The 17,146-nt window shown below is 62.0% G+C and carries 12 protein-coding genes; 8 read left to right on the forward strand and 4 right to left on the reverse strand.

What is annotated here, in order from left to right:
* Window positions 1-63: 63 nt before the first annotated feature.
* Entirely contained in the window at window positions 64-1,521 is a 1,458-nt protein-coding gene (locus KY465_RS08550; protein ID WP_219201247.1) for a helix-turn-helix domain-containing protein, read from the reverse strand.
* 249 nt (window positions 1,522-1,770) lie between these two features.
* Here KY465_RS08550 and aceA point away from each other — a divergent pair, with 249 nt between their 5' ends.
* The 3 genes from aceA (at window position 1,771) to KY465_RS18750 (ending at window position 3,707) form a co-directional block, all read left to right on the forward strand.
* The gene (aceA, locus tag KY465_RS08555) at window positions 1,771-3,060 is read left to right on the forward strand and encodes an isocitrate lyase (RefSeq protein ID WP_219201248.1); all 1,290 of its coding nucleotides are present in this window, start codon (window positions 1,771-1,773) and stop codon (window positions 3,058-3,060) included.
* A 77-nt stretch (window positions 3,061-3,137) separates the two neighbouring features.
* Window positions 3,138-3,374 carry an SMc00767 family acetate metabolism repressor gene (locus KY465_RS08560; RefSeq protein WP_219201249.1) on the forward strand — a complete coding sequence of 79 codons (237 nt, stop codon included), beginning with the start codon at window positions 3,138-3,140 and terminating at the stop codon, window positions 3,372-3,374.
* A 201-nt stretch (window positions 3,375-3,575) separates the two neighbouring features.
* Entirely contained in the window at window positions 3,576-3,707 is a 132-nt protein-coding gene (locus KY465_RS18750; RefSeq protein WP_219201250.1) for a YHYH domain-containing protein, read from the forward strand.
* Between the two features lie 293 nt (window positions 3,708-4,000).
* Here the strand turns inward: KY465_RS18750 and KY465_RS08570 are convergent, their stop codons facing one another.
* Window positions 4,001-5,200, reverse strand: a complete 1,200-nt coding sequence (locus KY465_RS08570; protein WP_219201251.1) for a multidrug effflux MFS transporter — start codon at window positions 5,198-5,200, stop codon at window positions 4,001-4,003.
* 431 nt (window positions 5,201-5,631) lie between these two features.
* A complete protein-coding gene (locus KY465_RS08575; protein WP_219201252.1) occupies window positions 5,632-8,175 on the reverse strand; it encodes a methyl-accepting chemotaxis protein in 2,544 nt (847 codons plus the stop codon).
* Window positions 8,176-8,488: 313 nt separating this feature from the next.
* Here KY465_RS08575 and KY465_RS08580 point away from each other — a divergent pair, with 313 nt between their 5' ends.
* The 5 genes from KY465_RS08580 to edd all read left to right on the forward strand — a co-directional run bounded on the left by KY465_RS08580 (window position 8,489) and on the right by edd (window position 15,396).
* On the forward strand, window positions 8,489-9,925 hold the full coding sequence (locus tag KY465_RS08580; RefSeq protein ID WP_219201253.1) for a glutamine synthetase family protein: 1,437 nt from the start codon (window positions 8,489-8,491) through the stop codon (window positions 9,923-9,925).
* Between the two features lie 11 nt (window positions 9,926-9,936).
* A complete protein-coding gene (locus KY465_RS08585; RefSeq protein WP_219201254.1) occupies window positions 9,937-11,223 on the forward strand; it encodes an NAD(P)/FAD-dependent oxidoreductase in 1,287 nt (428 codons plus the stop codon).
* Window positions 11,224-11,326: 103 nt separating this feature from the next.
* Window positions 11,327-12,802 (forward strand): glucose-6-phosphate dehydrogenase, encoded by a 1,476-nt coding sequence (gene zwf / locus KY465_RS08590; protein ID WP_219201255.1) that lies wholly within the window; start codon window positions 11,327-11,329, stop codon window positions 12,800-12,802.
* A 10-nt stretch (window positions 12,803-12,812) separates the two neighbouring features.
* Window positions 12,813-13,514, forward strand: coding sequence for a 6-phosphogluconolactonase (gene pgl / locus KY465_RS08595; protein WP_219201738.1), 702 nt, complete (start codon window positions 12,813-12,815; stop codon window positions 13,512-13,514).
* Window positions 13,515-13,575: 61 nt separating this feature from the next.
* The gene (edd, locus tag KY465_RS08600; protein WP_219201739.1) at window positions 13,576-15,396 is read left to right on the forward strand and encodes a phosphogluconate dehydratase; all 1,821 of its coding nucleotides are present in this window, start codon (window positions 13,576-13,578) and stop codon (window positions 15,394-15,396) included.
* Here edd and bglA read toward each other — a convergent pair.
* A complete protein-coding gene (gene bglA, locus KY465_RS08605) occupies window positions 15,393-17,078 on the reverse strand; it encodes a beta-galactosidase BglA (RefSeq protein ID WP_219201256.1) in 1,686 nt (561 codons plus the stop codon). The genes edd and bglA overlap by 4 nt on opposite strands.
* Window positions 17,079-17,146: the final 68 nt, after the last annotated feature.

Consider the following 17,146-nt stretch of genomic DNA (forward strand, 5'->3'; position numbering starts at 1 on the left):
CGCAAATTGCTGTGCATCCGCAGCCCTCCAGATAATTTGCGGGGAAATACAGCTGCCGCCAATTCACTGAAAGTCGAAGGCTGATAGTCCTGTCACCATTTCGTCCAACCCAAGCGGGCGGGTGATCGGCGGCTCGGCTCTGGCCAGGCAGCCGGCGCGCTCGCACAGCCGACAAGCGGGACCGATGGGCACGGTCAGTGGCCGAATGTCGCCACCGCCGCCGGCCGCAGGTTCCAATGTCGCCCGCGGGAGCGTGTCGCCATACACAATGTCCTTGTATGCGGCGAGATCGCAGCCGAGAAGCAATGCGGTGCGGCGCGGACGTTCGGCGAAAGCGCCCTGCGGCCCTTCCAGCGTTCGGGCAAGCGTGAGGAAAGCGGCGCCACCAGGCATTTCCACGGCTTCGACCAAAATCTGGCCCGGCTGGGCGAAGGCGGTATGCAGCGAAAGTTTCGGGCATTCGCCGCCAAAACGCTGGCGCGGGAACCCTTGCGCTCCGGCGCAACGGAAGCGGTGACCGGCGACATCGACCTCGAGCATGAAAAACGGCACACCGGCCGCGCCGTCCCGCGCCAGAGTGGTCAGGCGGTTGGCTGCCTGCTCGAAGGACGCAGCAAAGCGTGAGCGCAACACATCCACATCATAGCGGCAACGGGTGGCGGCGGCGAGGAAGGCGCCATAGGGCATCATCAGAGCGTGGGCGGCGTATCGTGCCATCTCGAACCGGGCGATACGCCGCGCCTCGTCGCTGGCCAATTCGAGGCCGGCAACCGCCGCAGAGATTGCGACATGCATGCGGATCAGCGACGCCTCCATCGCGACTTCGCGCAGCTGGTCATATGGCGACAGCCGCTCGGAAATGAACAGGCGATGCGAATGGCGATCATAACGGCGGCGCCAATTGGGCATTGTGGCCACAGGCAATGTGCGCACAACGATGCCATGTTCGCTTTTCAGCCACGCCTTGAGGGCCGTCATCAGGTCGTCTCCGGGCGCCAGCAATGCGTGAAAAGCCTCCGCTTCCGCCTCGATCTCCGGGAAATGATTGGGACCGGTTTCGAGAACGTGGCGCACCTCGTCGATCGGCAGCCGGGTGGCGGGCAGCGCTGCGGCCCGGCCCTCGCCGGCCAGCAGGGTCGACAGATCGCTCAGCCTTTCGGCCTGTTCGCGATAGGCGCGGTACAGTTTGACAACGGCAGCGGCGGCATTTGGGGCTGCCTCGGCAATTTCCACCACTTCCTGGTCACCCGGAAGCTCACCGACCAGCAGCGGATCGGCAAAGACTTCCTTCAGCGCAACCAGTGAAGCACCGCCCTCGCCCTGCAGATCTTCCGGCTCGACCTTGTAGACGCTGGCCAGCTTGAGGATGAGCTGGACGGTCAGCGGCCGCTGATTGCGCTCGATCAGATTGAGGTAGGACGGCGATATGCCAAGCGCCTCAGCCATCGCGGTCTGAGTGAGGCCGCGTGCGTTGCGGATGCGGCGGATGCGCGGACCAGCAAATATCTTCTGTTCAGCCATGGCAGGCTCCGGGCGTTACAAATCTTGACAAAACATCGAGGACAGCATCACGCAGCGTCATTGACAATTTTTACAAATTTACAGCCACGCTTTGTCAAAGACAAGACCGTATGACATCAATTTCATCCCAGTATCGCGGGTTCTTCTGGCCTTTGTGCAAGCGCAATGTAAATCTTGTCACATCAACGCAGACGCCTCATCCGGTCTCGGGGGCGAGCTGCCAGAACATTGCATACGCGGAGAAACACAATGACTGATTTTTACAACCTTGTTCCGAGCGCCCCGGCAGGCCGTTTCGATGGTGTCGAGCGGCCGTACTCCGCCGCCGATGTCACAAAGCTGCGCGGCTCGGTGCAGATCCGGCATACGCTGGCCGAAAACGGTGCCAACCGCCTGTGGGATCTCATCCGCAACGAGGATTTCGTCAATGCGCTTGGCGCCCTGTCGGGAAACCAGGCGATGCAGATGGTGCGCGCCGGGCTGAAGGCGATCTACCTGTCGGGCTGGCAGGTTGCCGCCGACGCCAATACAGCCTCAGCCATGTATCCGGACCAGTCGCTCTATCCGGCCAATGCCGGTCCGGAACTTGCCAAGCGGATCAACCGCACCCTGCAGCGCGCCGACCAGATCGAGACAGCGGAAGGCAACGGGCTGTCGGTCGAGACCTGGTTCGCTCCGATTGTCGCCGATGCGGAAGCCGGTTTCGGCGGGCCGCTCAACGCGTTCGAGTTGATGAAGGCCTATATCGAAGCGGGCGCTGCCGGCGTTCACTATGAAGATCAGCTGGCTTCGGAGAAAAAGTGCGGCCATCTGGGCGGCAAGGTTCTCATTCCGACCGCACAGCATGTGCGCAATCTCGACGCGGCGCGCCTGGCCGCCGATGTGATGGGCACGCCGACGCTGGTTATCGCCCGCACGGATGCCGAGGCGGCGAAACTCCTGACTTCGGACATCGATGAGCGCGACCGGCCATTTGTCGACTATGATGCCGGCCGCACGGCGGAAGGCTTCTATCACGTCAAGAACGGTCTCGACTCCTGCATCGAACGGGCCAAGGCCTATGCGCCGCATGCGGACTTGATCTGGTGCGAGACGTCGAAGCCCGACCTCGAGCAGGCGCGCAAATTCGCCGAAGGTGTGCGCCGCGAGTTCCCGGACCAGATGCTGGCCTACAACTGTTCGCCGTCGTTCAACTGGAAAAAGAACCTCGACGACGCGACGATCGCCAAGTTTCAGCGCGAGCTGGGCGCCATGGGCTACAAGTTCCAGTTCATTACCCTGGCCGGTTTCCACCAGCTCAACCACGGCATGTACGAGCTGGCGCGCGGCTACAAGGACCGGCAGATGGCGGCCTACTCGGAACTGCAGGAAGCCGAATTTGCCTCGGAAGCCAATGGTTACACCGCCACCAAGCACCAGCGCGAGGTCGGCACCGGCTATTTCGATGCCGTTTCGATGGCCATCACCGGTGGCCAGTCATCGACCACGGCAATGGGCGAATCGACGGAAGCGGCGCAATTCAAGCCGGCCGCCGAGTAACAGACCAACCTGCTGCGGGGGCCAGGCCCACTGCCCCCGTGGCATCGCTGCAACGCCAGAAACGAAGGAGCATTCCCATGGCACCGCAGACACGCGTAAAGGAACGGGCCGAGGAGCAGTCATCGGCCATGTCCACAGACCAGCAGGCCGCAATCCGTATGGTGGCCAATGACTTGCATCGCCTCAACCACTCCGTGATGAAAGCGGTGGATGCGGGTGTGTCGGTGGAGCTTGTCCGCTCGGCACGCCATCATGGCGAAGGCAACTGGGGCGATCTTCTGATCCCGGTGATTGTCACCCAGGGGCGCGGCTGACTTTTTCGCAACCCCCGACAGGTTCAAGCCGCCGCGGAGCACTCCGCGGCGGCTTTTTCATCAGGGATTCTTCTTATTCGCTTTTGACAGGGACCGCAGCTGCCACTGAGACCATCACGTCAGATTGAAAACGAAAAATATTGTATAAGACATATAATATATGCTTGTATGATACTTCTTTCATGACGAGGAGGATAACTGATGAAACTTTCGATCGCTTTTATATCCGCATTGCTCATTCTGGTCCCGACTTTGGCATTTGCTCATAGCGGGGGCACAGACTCTTCAGGATGCCATCACAATCGGAAAACTGGTGGGTATCATTGCCACTAATGTTTCCTCACTCCTGCAAAGCTCGGGCGGCTGCTCTACCCATACAAAATCATCGAAAACATTGGTTGAATTCACCCGCTGAATCAGACCCAGGCAGGGCAGCAATACACTTAGTCCTAGCTCCATAGACGAATACTTGGCTTACTGACCGTTCACCATGGCGAAGGCAACTGGGGCGACCTTTTGATCCCGGTGATTGTCACCCAGGGGCGCGGCTGACTTTTTCGCAACCCCCGACAGGTTCAAGCCGCCGCGGAGCACTCCGCGGCGGCTTTTCTGTCCTGGAGCGCGCTTCAGGCCGCCGGAGTCAGGCGGCGGCCGGAGACCACCGTTGCCACCATGACCGCACAACACAAGGCTGCACAAACCGCGATGCTCGCGACCAGCGGCAGCGGCGAGCCGTCGAAGAACGGCGCGACGACGATCGTCATGACGCCGCCGATGACCATCTGCAGCATGCCGCCAAGCGATGAGGCAAGTCCGGCGATGGCGCCATGATCGTCCAGCGCCATCACCATGCTCGTCGGGATCACCAGACCGAGACAGGCATTGGCAAGAACCAGCACCAGGATGAGCAGCCAGAGCGCGCCAAAACCCGCGGCAACGAGCGCCACGATCAGCAGCGCGAAAGCGAGAAAGCCGGTGGCGGCCCAGAGCATCATGCGGGTCATGCCGAAGCGCTCACCGAGCGGGGCGGCAAATTGCGAGGCGCCGAAGAAGCCCAGGGCATTGATGGAAAAGGCCAGGCTCATCGTCGTCGGCGACAGATCGTAATGGCCGATATAGACGAAAGGCGCGCTGGCCAGGAAAACGAAAAAGCTGGCCATGCCGAACCCGCCGACAAAGGTCAGGCCCATGAAGACCGGATCGGAGGCAAGCTGACGGGTGCCGACGCCGATGGCACGCAGACGTACTGGAACGCGCTTTTCCGGCGGCAGGGTTTCCGGCTGGACGAACAACGTCATCAGGATCGACAGGATGGCGGCCAGCGCCAGCACGACGAAGATGAGCCGCCAGCTGCCGAAAAGCAGAATGACGCTGCCGGCAAGCGGCGCCAGCATCGGCGAGACGGAAATCACCAACATCACCAGCGCCATCAGCCGCGTCGCCGCAACACCGGTATGCATATCGCGAATGATGGCACGCGGGATGACCATGATCGCGGCCGCTCCGAGACCCTGCAACAACCGGCTTGCGAGAAACAGCGGCATGTCCGGCGCGAAGACACATCCCACCGAGCCGATGAAGAACAGCACCAGACCGACGGTCAGCGGTCGCAGTCGACCATACATGTCGGCGAGCGGGCCATAGACGATCTGCGCCAGCCCGAAAGCGAGAAAAAAGACCGTGACGGTCATCTGGGTGGCCTGGACGGAAGCCCCGAGATCGGCGCCGACCGCCGGCATGGCCGGCAGATACATGTCGATCGTGATGGGTCCGACGCAGGACAGAAGGCCGAGAACGAGAGCGGAGCGCAGGAAAGAGCGCGTCATGGGATGAACCTTTCTCAGTTGCGCAGAATCCCGAGTATTGCCGGAAAGCGCACAAACCTGATTGCAATGGAAGACTGTCAGGGCCGGTCAGATTGAGCCGCCGCGCGCGCCGGGCTCGACCTGATCCGTCAGAGCGCCGGGCTATGCAACGAAAACCGTACCGTGCGGAATAAGCGCCGCGGCGCAAGATCAGCGCACGCTGGCGCCCGGATGGGCCGGGTGGCTAGGACACCTGCGGAGAATTGTTCATCGGTCCACTCGCTCAAATGCAGGATCAGCGCCGCAGTGAAAACAGGCGCGCTGACAGGTCGCCAAACTACGAAGGCACAGGCGCCCCGCCAAGAGCAAAATCAGCCTGACGGGGCGCGAGAGAAAGGTTTTTGATCGGCTGTTGTAAATCGGCCATCAGCGGATGGCCCTGTTCACACGCTTCACGCCGCTTGGTCGTGCCGGCCGCCCGTGTCCGGCGCGGTTTCTGATGCCGCCTCGATCCGGAACTGTTGAACCAGCGCCATCAGCGCATCGGATTCAGCGGCCAGTTGGTGGCTGGCGGCGCTGGTCTGCTCGACCATGGCGGCATTCTGCTGGGTCATCTGATCCATCTGGCCGACGGAAGTGTTGACCTCGGCCAGACCAACCGACTGCTCACGTCCGGCCTGGGCCAGACGCGTGATGTGCACGGTGATCTCGCCAATGCGCTCGTTGATGCGGGACATCGCAGCGCCGGTCTCGTTGACCAGTGAGACACCGTGCGTCACCTCGCTGGACGAATCGGCGATCAACGACTTGATCTCGCGGGCGGCATTGGCGGACCGTCCGGCCAGCTCACGCACTTCCTGTGCGACGACGGCAAAGCCGCGCCCCGCATCGCCGGCGCGGGCTGCCTCGACACCTGCGTTGAGCGCCAGAAGATTGGTCTGGAAGGCAATACCGTCGATCACCGTGATGATCTGCGCTATCTTGCTCGACGCAGTTTCTATGCGCTCCATCGCCGCAACGGCGCGCTTGACGACCTCTTCCGAGGCAACGGCATCGTCGCGGGTCGCCAAGGCCAGCTTGTCAGTCTCGGCGGCGCCTTCCGAGGTGGTGCGGACAGTGGTCGAGATCTGCTCGACAGCGGCAGCCACTTCTTCAAGCGAGGCGGCTTGCTGCTCGGTGCGGCGCGCCAGATCGTCAGCGGCGGCCCGCATCTGGCCACCATTTGACTGGATCGACAGGGCATTGTCGCGGATGTGCGACAGGGCATCGCGCACCCGTTCGACCGATTCGTTGAAATCCACACGCAATTGATCAAGGTTGCCTTCGAAGGGCGTTTCAATACGTGCCACGAGGTTGCCGTCAGCGAGATTGCGCAGCGCCTCGCCAAGGGCGCCGACCGCCTGTTGCAGCGCTTCCTCGGCGCGCGCTTTCTCGGCATCGGCGCGGGCCTTTTCTGCGGCGGTCAGGCGGCGCGCATCCTCGCTCTCCTGCTCGATGCGAATCTTGTCGACGGCATTCGTCTTGAATACATCAAGAGCGCGGGCCATTTCGCCGATCTCATCGCGCCGCGCGGCATCGATAATCTCGACGTCGAGTTCGCCGCGGGCGACGGTGCGCATGGTCGCTACAAGGCGCAGGATCGGCCCCTTGAGCGCGGCGATCAGCAACAGGGCGGCAAAGACGGCCCCGAGGGCTGCGGCGATGGCGCTGCCAAGCGTAATGCCATTGGCACGCGAACGGGTTTCGACGGCGCCGGTGCGCTGGCTGTCCGCAAAGCTGATGACCGACTGCCAGGCATCGCCGATTTCGGCTGCGGCACTAGCAAATTCCATGCGGCGGGCAAGATTCTTGTTAAGCAGTGCAGTCGCGGTCGCCGACAGGGACAGCGCCTCTTCGAAGACTTCTTCGCCAATCACAGTCAGCAGTTCCGTGCCGCTGTCATCGAGTTCGAAAGCCTTGCGATCATCGATGATTTTCCTCACCGACATGGCGAGCGCTTCCGACCGGGCCCGGCTTGGACGCCCGAGATATTCCGTGACCTGAAGTTGCAGGTCGCCGACGTGACGGGCGAACCGCTGCGCCTTCTCAACGAGCCCGCGGCCCCGCGTGATCAATGGATCGATCTCGCCAAAACGCGCGGCGGCTTCGATCGCGGCTTGCGCCGACAGCCCTTGCAGGCGCAGACCTGCGGGTCGCATTCCATTGGCATAGCGCTGCAGCTTGTCGAGCGAGGACTGGGTCTCGCCGCCATCTTTCAGCAGCGCGACAATGCTATCGATATTGTCGAGCACCATGTTGCGCAAACCAGGCTGATTTTCAGGGAGCGATCGGTCGAGCATCCGGCCGGCAGCGCTGATTTCCGCCAGCATTTCGCGTCCTATGACGAAAATCTCTTCCGGGCTGCTCACTCCGTTAAAGCTGGTCGAAACGGCGGCGATGGTCCGGGCGCCGGCACCGATTTCTTCCGCCCGGCGCAGCATGCCCTTGGCTTCCGCTTCCTGGGCGGCGATTTCCGCCAGACTGCTTTCGGCCCGCTCGGTAACCCGTCCGCGGGCATCCACCACCTTGGCGAGCGTTTCGGAGATTTCGGCGCGGATCGACAGTTCCTCACCGTGCAGTTGCCAGAGTTCATCGACGCGGTCGCGCAGGTCGTTTGCCACCATGCGCGCCTTTTCAAGCGCCTGGCGCTCCGCTTCGGTTTCTGCAAGGGCAAGGACAGCTTCGAGCTTGACCACCTGCTGCTCTAGCTGGTCGATCACCTCATCGCGCTTTTGCGGAGTGGTGGTGCCGAGAAACTCGTTCATGCCCGAATAAGCGCGCTGAAAGCCGCTCAGCGACTGAATGGAAGCGCCGGTGCCGTCCAGACGTTGGCCGAGGAGGCTGCCAGTATAGAGATTGATGACGGCCAGTCCGATTATCCCGCTCAAAAGCGGAACGACAAAGACGAGCACTTTGGTCTGAATGGAAAAGCGTGACAGCAGACGATCGATCAACATTCTCAACACCGGTCTCTAATTGCGTGCAACATGCTCATATGAGCGCCGGGTTGAAATGCATCATGCCAAGCCGACCCGCTACGCGGTTGTCGGCTGCCCCCTGCCTAGGATTCCCGCATGCAGGTTAAAATTGATTGAAAGCAGATTGTAATTTCTCGTTGAGGTGGAGTTGCGGTTGCCGCGACATGCTGATTTCAATCGTTGTTGTATGGCGAAAGCTCTCGGAAAAGCGCCGCGAAGGCCGCCTGGCGAAGCTGGCTTCCCACATGAAAAGCGCTATGATGCGCGGCAGAAGCAGCAATTATGGTGATTTATGACAGCAACGAGGGTGAAGCGGTCGGCGCGAGGCTCGGCGAGCCCGCGCCAGCGCAAACTGGCGCATATCGAATCCAAGCGTGGCGTCAGGGACTGGAAGCAGGCCGGTGAGTGGCTGCGTGCACGCGGCATCGAGGACATTGAGTGCATTACGCCGGATCTCGCAGGGGTGCCGCGCGGCAAAATGATGCCGACCTCGAAATTCACGTCAAACACCTCGCTTTCCCTGCCATCGTCGGTGTTCAAGCAAACCATTTCCGGCGATTATCCCGCCGAGACCGGCGAATTTCGCTATGATCCGCTCGACGGAGATCTGAAGCTGGTCCCCGATCTGTCGACGCTAACCAGCGTGCCATGGGAAAGCGATCCGACAGCGCAGGTGATCTGCGACATTGTCGACAAGAATGGCAAGCCGGTGGCCTATGCGCCACGCAGCGTGTTGCGGCATGTGCTCGACCTTTATGCCGAGCGCGGCTGGCGAGCGGTGGTGGCGCCGGAAATCGAATTCTATCTCGTCGCCAAGCATGAAGACCCGGACTATCCGCTGAAACCGCCGCGCGGGCGTTCAGGTCGAACGATTGTGGGCGGTCAGTCCTACACCATCGCCGGGGTCAACGAGTTCGATGAACTGGTCGATGACATCTATGACTTTTCAGAAAAGCAGGGACTCGAGATCGACACGCTGATTCACGAGGACGGCCCGGCGCAACTGGAAATCAATCTGCGCCACGGCGATCCGATCGAGCTCGCAGATCAGGTTTTCATGTTCAAGCGGACCATTCGCGAGGCGGCCCTGAAACACGGGGTCTATGCGACATTCATGGCCAAGCCCATGCAGGAAGAACCCGGCTCGGCAATGCATATCCATCAATCGGTGGTCGACGCCAAGACCGGCGCCAATATTTTCAGCAACGACGATGGCAGCCCGAGCGAGGCATTCTTTCACTTCATCGGCGGGATGCAGCACTTCGTACCCAAAGCGCTGGTGATGATGGCACCCTATGTCAATTCGTATCGGCGCATGGCGCCGGAAATGGCCTGCCCGGTCAACAATGCCTGGGGCTATGACAACCGCACGACGGCTTTCCGGGTGCCCACCTCCGATGCGGCAGCTCGGCGGGTCGAGAACCGTCTGCCCTCATCGGATGCCAATCCCTATCTGGCACTGGCCGCGTCGCTGGCCTGTGGCTGGATCGGCATGGTCAACCATGTTGTCCCCGGCAGCCCGGCTGACCGCGCCGTCAATGAAGGCTCGGTGGATCTGCCACGCGGATTGCTCGACGCGGTGGCACAGCTGGAGGGCGAACCCTATTTCAGCAAGGTCTACAGCCAGGAATTCGTCGATACCTATGCGGGCATCAAGCGCGGCGAATTCGAAACCTTCATGCGCGTGATCAGCCCGTGGGAACGCGAATTCCTCCTGCTCAACGTCTAGGGCCACACATCATGAGCTATCAAAGCCCGATTGCCCCGGGGGTCAGCTTTTACGAGGCGACGCTCGACCACCGACCTGTCTATCCGGCGCTGCAAGGCACGTTGGAGGCGGACGTGGTGATCGTCGGTGGCGGGTTCACTGGCCAGCAGGCGGCCTTTTACCTGGCGCGCGGCGGCAAGTCGGTGGTGTTGATCGAGGCGGCGCGTTTTGGCGACGGCGCCTCGGGACGCAATGGCGGGCAACTTGGCACCGGCCAACGCTCCTGGCCCGAGGAGCAGGAGGCGGAGCTTGGCCGTGAACGGGCGAAAAATCTGTTCGCGCTGGCCGAACGCGCCAAGGCGCATCTGCACGATTTCGCGCGCCAGAATGGCATCGACGCCGATTTCCGGCCCGGACAGATCTCCGGCGCGCACAAGGCGGCCTATGTCGATGAATACCGTGACCATGCGTCCTTGATGGCGGAGCGCTTCGGCTATCCGCATCTGCGGTTTCTTGATCGGGAGGAGATGGCGGCAACCATCGGCTCGCAGCGTTATCATTGCGGGGTCTATGATTCCGGGACCGGCCACATCAATCCGCTGAAATATCTCGTCGGCGTGGCGCAAGCGGCGCAAGCGGCCGGAGCGCAATTGTTTGAAAACACGCGCGCCACGGCGATTGATTCGAGCAAGGGCGCCGTGACTGTGACTACCGCGCAAGGGACGGTGCGGGCCGGCAAGGCTCTGCTTGCCTGCAACGCCTATATTGACGGGCTGGAGCGTAAGACGGCGGCGCATGTCATGCCGATCCGTTCATTCATCGGAGCCACCAAACCGCTGCCCGACCGCTCCCCGGTCCTGCCCGGCGGCGAGTCGGTCGACGATTCGCGGTTCGTCGTCCGCTATTTTCGCAAGAGCGTCGATGGGCGGCTGCTGTTCGGCGGACGCGAGGCTTATACCGCCGATAATCCGCGCGATATTGCCCGCCATATCCGCCGGCAGATCAGCGAGATCTATCCAGGCCTTGCCGATATCGAAATCGACTACGCCTGGGGCGGGTCGGTCGGCATCACGCTGCCCCGACGACCCTATGTGGCGGAGGTGATGGACAATGTCACAGCGATTGGCGGCTACTCCGGACATGGCGTGATGTTGTCAAATTTCTGCGGCAAGCTCTATGCGGATTTCGTGCTTGGCGGTTCGGACGACCTCGAGGCGCTGCGCGCGCTGAACGTGCCGGCATTTCCAGGCGGCACTGCCTTGCGCAAGCCGCTGCTTCTTGCGGCGCTGACCTGGTATGCGCTGCGCGACCGCTTCTGACAGTGCCTCGGTTTGACCACCAGTCAAAGGGCTTTATCGAGCGGGGCTGGCCTTTTTAAATCGATTAGATTATGGTCCCGCCGACTTCCAACGGATGAGCGCCATGAGCAGTCAGATAATTCCTGTCGAGCCCTTCGATTACGTCGTCTTCGGCGGCACGGGCGATCTTGCAGAGCGCAAGCTATTGCCGGCGCTGTACCATCGCCAGCGCGCCGGCCAGTTGACGGATCCGACGCGGATCATTGGCGCCTCGCGCACTGAAATGGATGACGCGGCCTATCGTGACTACGCGCGCACGGCGCTGGAAGACCATGTCGCGCCGGCGGATCGCGACCTGGATAACATTGAAGAATTCCTGCAGCGACTGCATTACGTGTCGATCGACGCGCGATCCGAGCGCGGCTGGGATCAGCTGCAGACGCTGCTCGCCGAGGGAAATGAGCGCGTGCGGGCCTTTTATCTGGCGGTGCGGCCAGCGCTGTTCGGGGATATCGCGACGCAGATCCGCGACAACGGCCTGATTACGGACAAGACGCGCATTGTCGTCGAAAAGCCGATCGGCCGCGATCTTGGTTCTGCGCAAAAGCTCAATGACGTGATCGGCTCGGTGTTCGCCGAAGAGCAGATCTTTCGCATCGATCATTATCTCGGCAAGGAAACGGTGCAGAACCTGATGGCGCTGCGCTTTGCCAATGCGCTGTACGAGCCGTTGTGGAATTCGGCCCATATCGACCATGTGCAGATCACGGTGGCGGAATCGGTTGGCCTCGAGGGGCGCGCCGATTATTACGACACCGCCGGAGCACTGCGTGACATGGTGCAAAACCACATGCTGCAGCTTCTCTGCCTGGTGGCCATGGAGGCCCCTTCCTCGCTGGAGGCGGAAAGCGTCCGCGACGAAAAGCTGAAAGTGCTGCGTGCGCTGAAGCCGGTCGACAGCGGCAACAGCGACCGGGTGACAGTGCGCGGACAGTACCGGGCCGGCGCCTCGGCCGGCGGCGCGGTGAAGGGCTATCTCGACGAACTGGAAACGGGCGTTTCCGATACCGAGACCTTTGTCGCCATCAAGGCGGAGGTCGAGAACTGGCGCTGGGCCGGCGTGCCGTTCTACTTGCGCACCGGCAAACGGCTGGCCGCCCGGATGTCGGAGATCGTCATATCCTTCAAGCCGATCCCGCACTCGATTTTCGACGACACGGCGGGCCGGGTGATCGCCAATCAGCTGGTCATCCGACTGCAACCGGATGAGGGTGTCAAACAATGGCTGATGATCAAGGATCCGGGACCAGGCGGCATGCGCCTGCGGCACGTGCCGCTCGACATGAGCTTTGCCGGCAGCTTTGCTACGCGCAATCCCGATGCCTATGAGCGTCTGTTGCTGGACGTGGTGCGCTCCAACCAGACACTGTTCATGCGGCGTGACGAGGTTGAGGCGGCGTGGCGTTGGGTTGACCCGATTCTGGCGGCCTGGGAGGAGAACGGTGACAAGGTGCAGGGCTATACGGCGGGCACCTGGGGACCGAGCCATGCGATTGCCCTGATCGAACGCGACGGCAGGACCTGGCATGAAAGCGACTGACAACGAGAAAATGGCCGTCGATCTGAACGCTTTCGATGACCGCGAAATGCTCGCGGAGCGCCTGGCGGCGCGCATTGCCGAGGCGCTGGAGAGCGCTATCGCGGCGCGCGGCCGGGCGCAGATGGCGGTCTCGGGCGGCGGAACGCCGGTCAGGCTTTTTGAAACGCTGTCGCGCCTGCCGCTCGACTGGGCGAAGGTGACGATCACACTGGTGGATGAGCGCATGGTCCCACCCGATCACGCACGCTCCAATGAGAAGCTGGTGGTTGATCATCTCTTGAAGAACGAAGCCTTGCAGGCGCGGTTCCTGCCATTGTGGAGCGACATGTCGGAGAAGGTAGAAACGGTCGCCATGCATGCATCGGAAGCGATCGTAAAACTGCCGCAGCCCTTTGATATTGTCATTCTCGGCATGGGGACAGACGGCCACACCGCGTCCTTCTTTCCCGATGGCAGCCATCTGGAGACCGCCATCGATCCGCATTGTGAGGACGCCGTCGTCGCGATGATGGCTCCCGGCGCCGGCGAACCGCGCTTAACGCTCAGCCTGCCGTGCCTCGTTGCTGCCCGGTTGCTGGTGCTTCATATCGAAGGCAGTGAGAAACGCCGGGTGCTCGAAGCTGCCCTGTCGGGTGGCGCAGACAGCGAAATGCCGGTGCGCGCCGTCCTGCGCAACGCGCCAGCGCCGGTTTCCGTTTATTGGGCGCCCTGAGACCATCAGCGGGTCCGTGCCCGGCCGCGAAATCTTGAGGAAGAGGATCATCATGTCCGCCATGTCCGTTGACAGCCGCATCGCCACAGTCACGCGCCGCATTATCGAGCGCTCCAAGCCGAGCCGCGAAGTCTATCTCGATCGGGTGCGCGCGGCCGTCGAGAAAGGGCCGCATCGCTCGGTCTTGTCATGCGGCAACCTGGCGCACGGTTTCGCGGCCTGCGGGGTGAGCGACAAGGCACGGCTGGCGGGCGACGCGGTGCCGAACATCGGCATCATCACGGCTTACAACGACATGCTTTCGGCGCATCAACCGTTCGAAACATATCCGGCGATCATCCGCGAGGAAGCCCGCGCCGCCGGTGGGGTGGCACAGGTTGCCGGCGGTGTGCCAGCGATGTGCGATGGCGTCACGCAGGGACAGACGGGCATGGAGCTGTCGCTGATTTCGCGCGATGTTATCGCCATGGCGGCAGCGATCGGCCTGTCGCACAACATGTTCGACGCGGCAATCTATCTCGGGGTCTGCGACAAGATCGTGCCTGGACTGGTGATTGCGGCCCTGTCGTTCGGCCATCTGCCGTCAATCTTCGTGCCGGCGGGGCCGATGCCTTCGGGTCTGCCGAATGACGAGAAAGCGCGGCAGCGGCAGCTCTATGCGGAAGGCAAGATCGGTCGTGCCGAATTGCTCGAAGCGGAATCGAAATCCTATCACAGCCCCGGCACCTGCACCTTTTACGGCACCGCCAATTCCAATCAGATGCTGATGGAGATGATGGGCCTGCACATGCCGGGTGCGACATTCATCAATCCGGGCACACCGTTGCGCGAGGCGCTGACACGCGAGGCCGCCCGACGGGCGCTGGCGATCACCGCGCTGGGCAATGAAGCGACGCCGGTTGGCGAGATGATTGATGAACGCTCTGTCGTCAACGGGGTCGTCGGGTTGCACGCCACGGGCGGTTCGACCAACCACACGCTGCATCTGGTGGCGATGGCGCGGGCCGCCGGAATCATCCTGACCTGGCAGGACATTTCCGACCTGTCGGACGCGGTGCCGCTGCTGGCGCGGGTGTATCCCAACAGCCTCGCCGATGTGAATCATTTCCACGCCGCCGGCGGCATGGGCTATCTGATCTCGCAGTTGCTGAAGGGCGGACTGGTGCACGAGGACGTGCGGACAATTGTCGGCCAGGGGCTGTCTGCCTATGCGGTCGAGGCCAAGCTTGCGGACGACGGGGGCGTGACGCGCGTCCCCTCCCCCGCCGAGAGCGGCGACGCGAAGGTGATCAGCCCGATCGACCGTCCGTTCCAACCGAATGGCGGGTTGAAGATGCTCAAGGGCAATCTCGGCACCGGCGTGATCAAGATTTCGGCGGTCAAGCCGGAGCGGCACGTCATCGAGGCCCCGGCGAGGATCTTTCACAGTCAGCACGATCTGCAGGACGCCTTCAAGGCCGGGAGCCTTACCGGCGATTTCGTCGCCGTTGTCCGCTTCCAGGGGCCGCGCACCAACGGCATGCCGGAATTGCACAAATTGACGCCTGCGCTCGGCGTGCTGCAAGATCGCGGGCAGCGGATCGCGCTGGTCACCGATGGACGCATGTCCGGGGCCTCCGGCAAGGTTCCGGCCGCCATCCACGTCACCCCGGAAGCGCTTGATGGCGGCCCCATCGCCAAGATCAGGGAAGGCGACATGGTGCGCCTTGATGCCGAGGCCGGCACGCTGGAGGTTCTGATCGATGCCGAGGAACTGGCGGCGCGCGACGCTGCGACATGCGATGTCAGCCATTATGAGACCGGCATGGGGCGGGAGCTGTTCGCTCAGTTCCGCGCCACGGCGGCCCCGGCAGACCAGGGCGCCGGGTTGCTTGTCTTCTAAGAGGAAATGTCTTCTTTCAAGTCAGCGAAATAGGCGTCATAAGCCGGGATGACGATCGTCCCGTCCGGGCGCTTGATGCCGGAGAAGCAATGCTGCTCGACCGGTGACAGGGTGCCGGGCGCAGCCTCGATCTGCCGTTCCGTTTCGCTGAAATTGAAGGCGCAAAACAGCGTCTCGCCCTCAAATCTGCGTGTGAAGCTGAGGATGGAATCGTCGACCTGCAGAAACTCGATGTCGCCTTTGATGAGGGCCGGGTGCGCGGCGCGGAACTGTAGCATGGCACGGTAGTGATTGAGCAACGATGCGTGCAGATGATCCTGTACGTCGACCGCTAATTGCCGATGTTCGGTGGGCAAAGGGAGCCATGGCTGGCCATCGGTGAACCCGGCGCTGTCGGCGTGCTCTGACCAGACCATCGGTGTTCGGCAACCGTCGCGGCCCTTGAAATCCGGCCAGAACTGAATGCCGTAGGGATCGCGCAGATCCTCGAAGGACAGCTCAGCCTCGGTCAGGCCAAGCTCCTCGCCCTGATAAAGGCAGACCGATCCGCGCAGCGACAGAAGGACGCCGGCGAGCAGCTTGAGGTAGTGATCCCGGTCGGCAACGCGGTTGCCCCAGCGGCTGGCATGGCGCACGACATCATGGTTCGAGAAGGCCCAGCAGGCCCACCCCTCCGGCGCCGCCGCACCGAACTTTTCAACAACATTGCGAACCCGTTGCGGCGACAAAGGCTCGTTGGCGAGAAAGTCAAACGCATAGCACATCTGCATCTTGTCGCCACCGGAGGTGTAGTCGGCAACGATCTGCAGCCCGTATTGCGCATCGCCGACTTCACCCACCGCGGCGATGGCCGGATATTCATCCATCAGGGACCGGAAACGCCGAAGGAAGTCGAGGTTCTCCGGACGGTTCTTGTCATAAAGGTGGTTCTGGTAATTGTAGGGATTGACGCTCGGCGCGATGGAATCATTGCGTTCATCGATCGCCAGCGCCGGATTGTCGCGCAGTTCGGCGTCACAGAAATAGAAGTTGATCGTGTCGAGCCGGAAGCCGTCAACGCCGCGATCGAGCCAGAAGCGCGCGGCGTCGAGCACGGCCTGCTGGACTTCGGGATTGTGAAAATTGAGATCCGGCTGCGAGACCAGGAAATTGTGCTGGTAGTATTGCAGGCGGGAGGGGTCCCAGGCCCAGGCCGAGCCGCCGAAGATCGCCAGCCAGTTGTTGGGCGGCGTGCCGTCCGGCTTCGGGTCGGCCCAGACGTACCAGTCCGCCTTGGGGTTGTCGCGGCTCGAACGGCTCTCGACAAACCACGGATGACTGTCGGCCGTGTGCGAGATCACAAGGTCGATCATCACGCGAATGCCAAGGCGATGCGCCTCGCGGATCAGATGGTCGAAATCGCCCAGCGTGCCGAACATCGGGTCGACGTTGTTGTAGTCGGAAATGTCGTATCCGAAGTCCTTCATCGGAGAGGTGAAAAAGGGCGAGACCCAGATGGCATCAACTCCAAGCGAGGCGACGTAGGGCAAGCGCTGCGCAATCCCCATGAGATCGCCAATGCCGTCGCCGCTGGTGTCCTGGAAGGAGCGGGGATAAATCTGGTAGATCACTGCGCCGCGCCACCAGTCGCGATCCTCGGCGGGGGAAGCCTGGAGCGCCGAAGTTTTGTCTGCCAAGGTCATCTTGTCGCTATCCTGTCATCGAAGCTGTCACCTTTCAAAGGCGCATGGCGGGGTTGATCAGCTGATAA

The organism is Neohoeflea coraliihabitans, assembly GCF_019334345.1.
GTDB lineage: Bacteria > Pseudomonadota > Alphaproteobacteria > Rhizobiales > Rhizobiaceae > Pseudohoeflea > Pseudohoeflea coraliihabitans.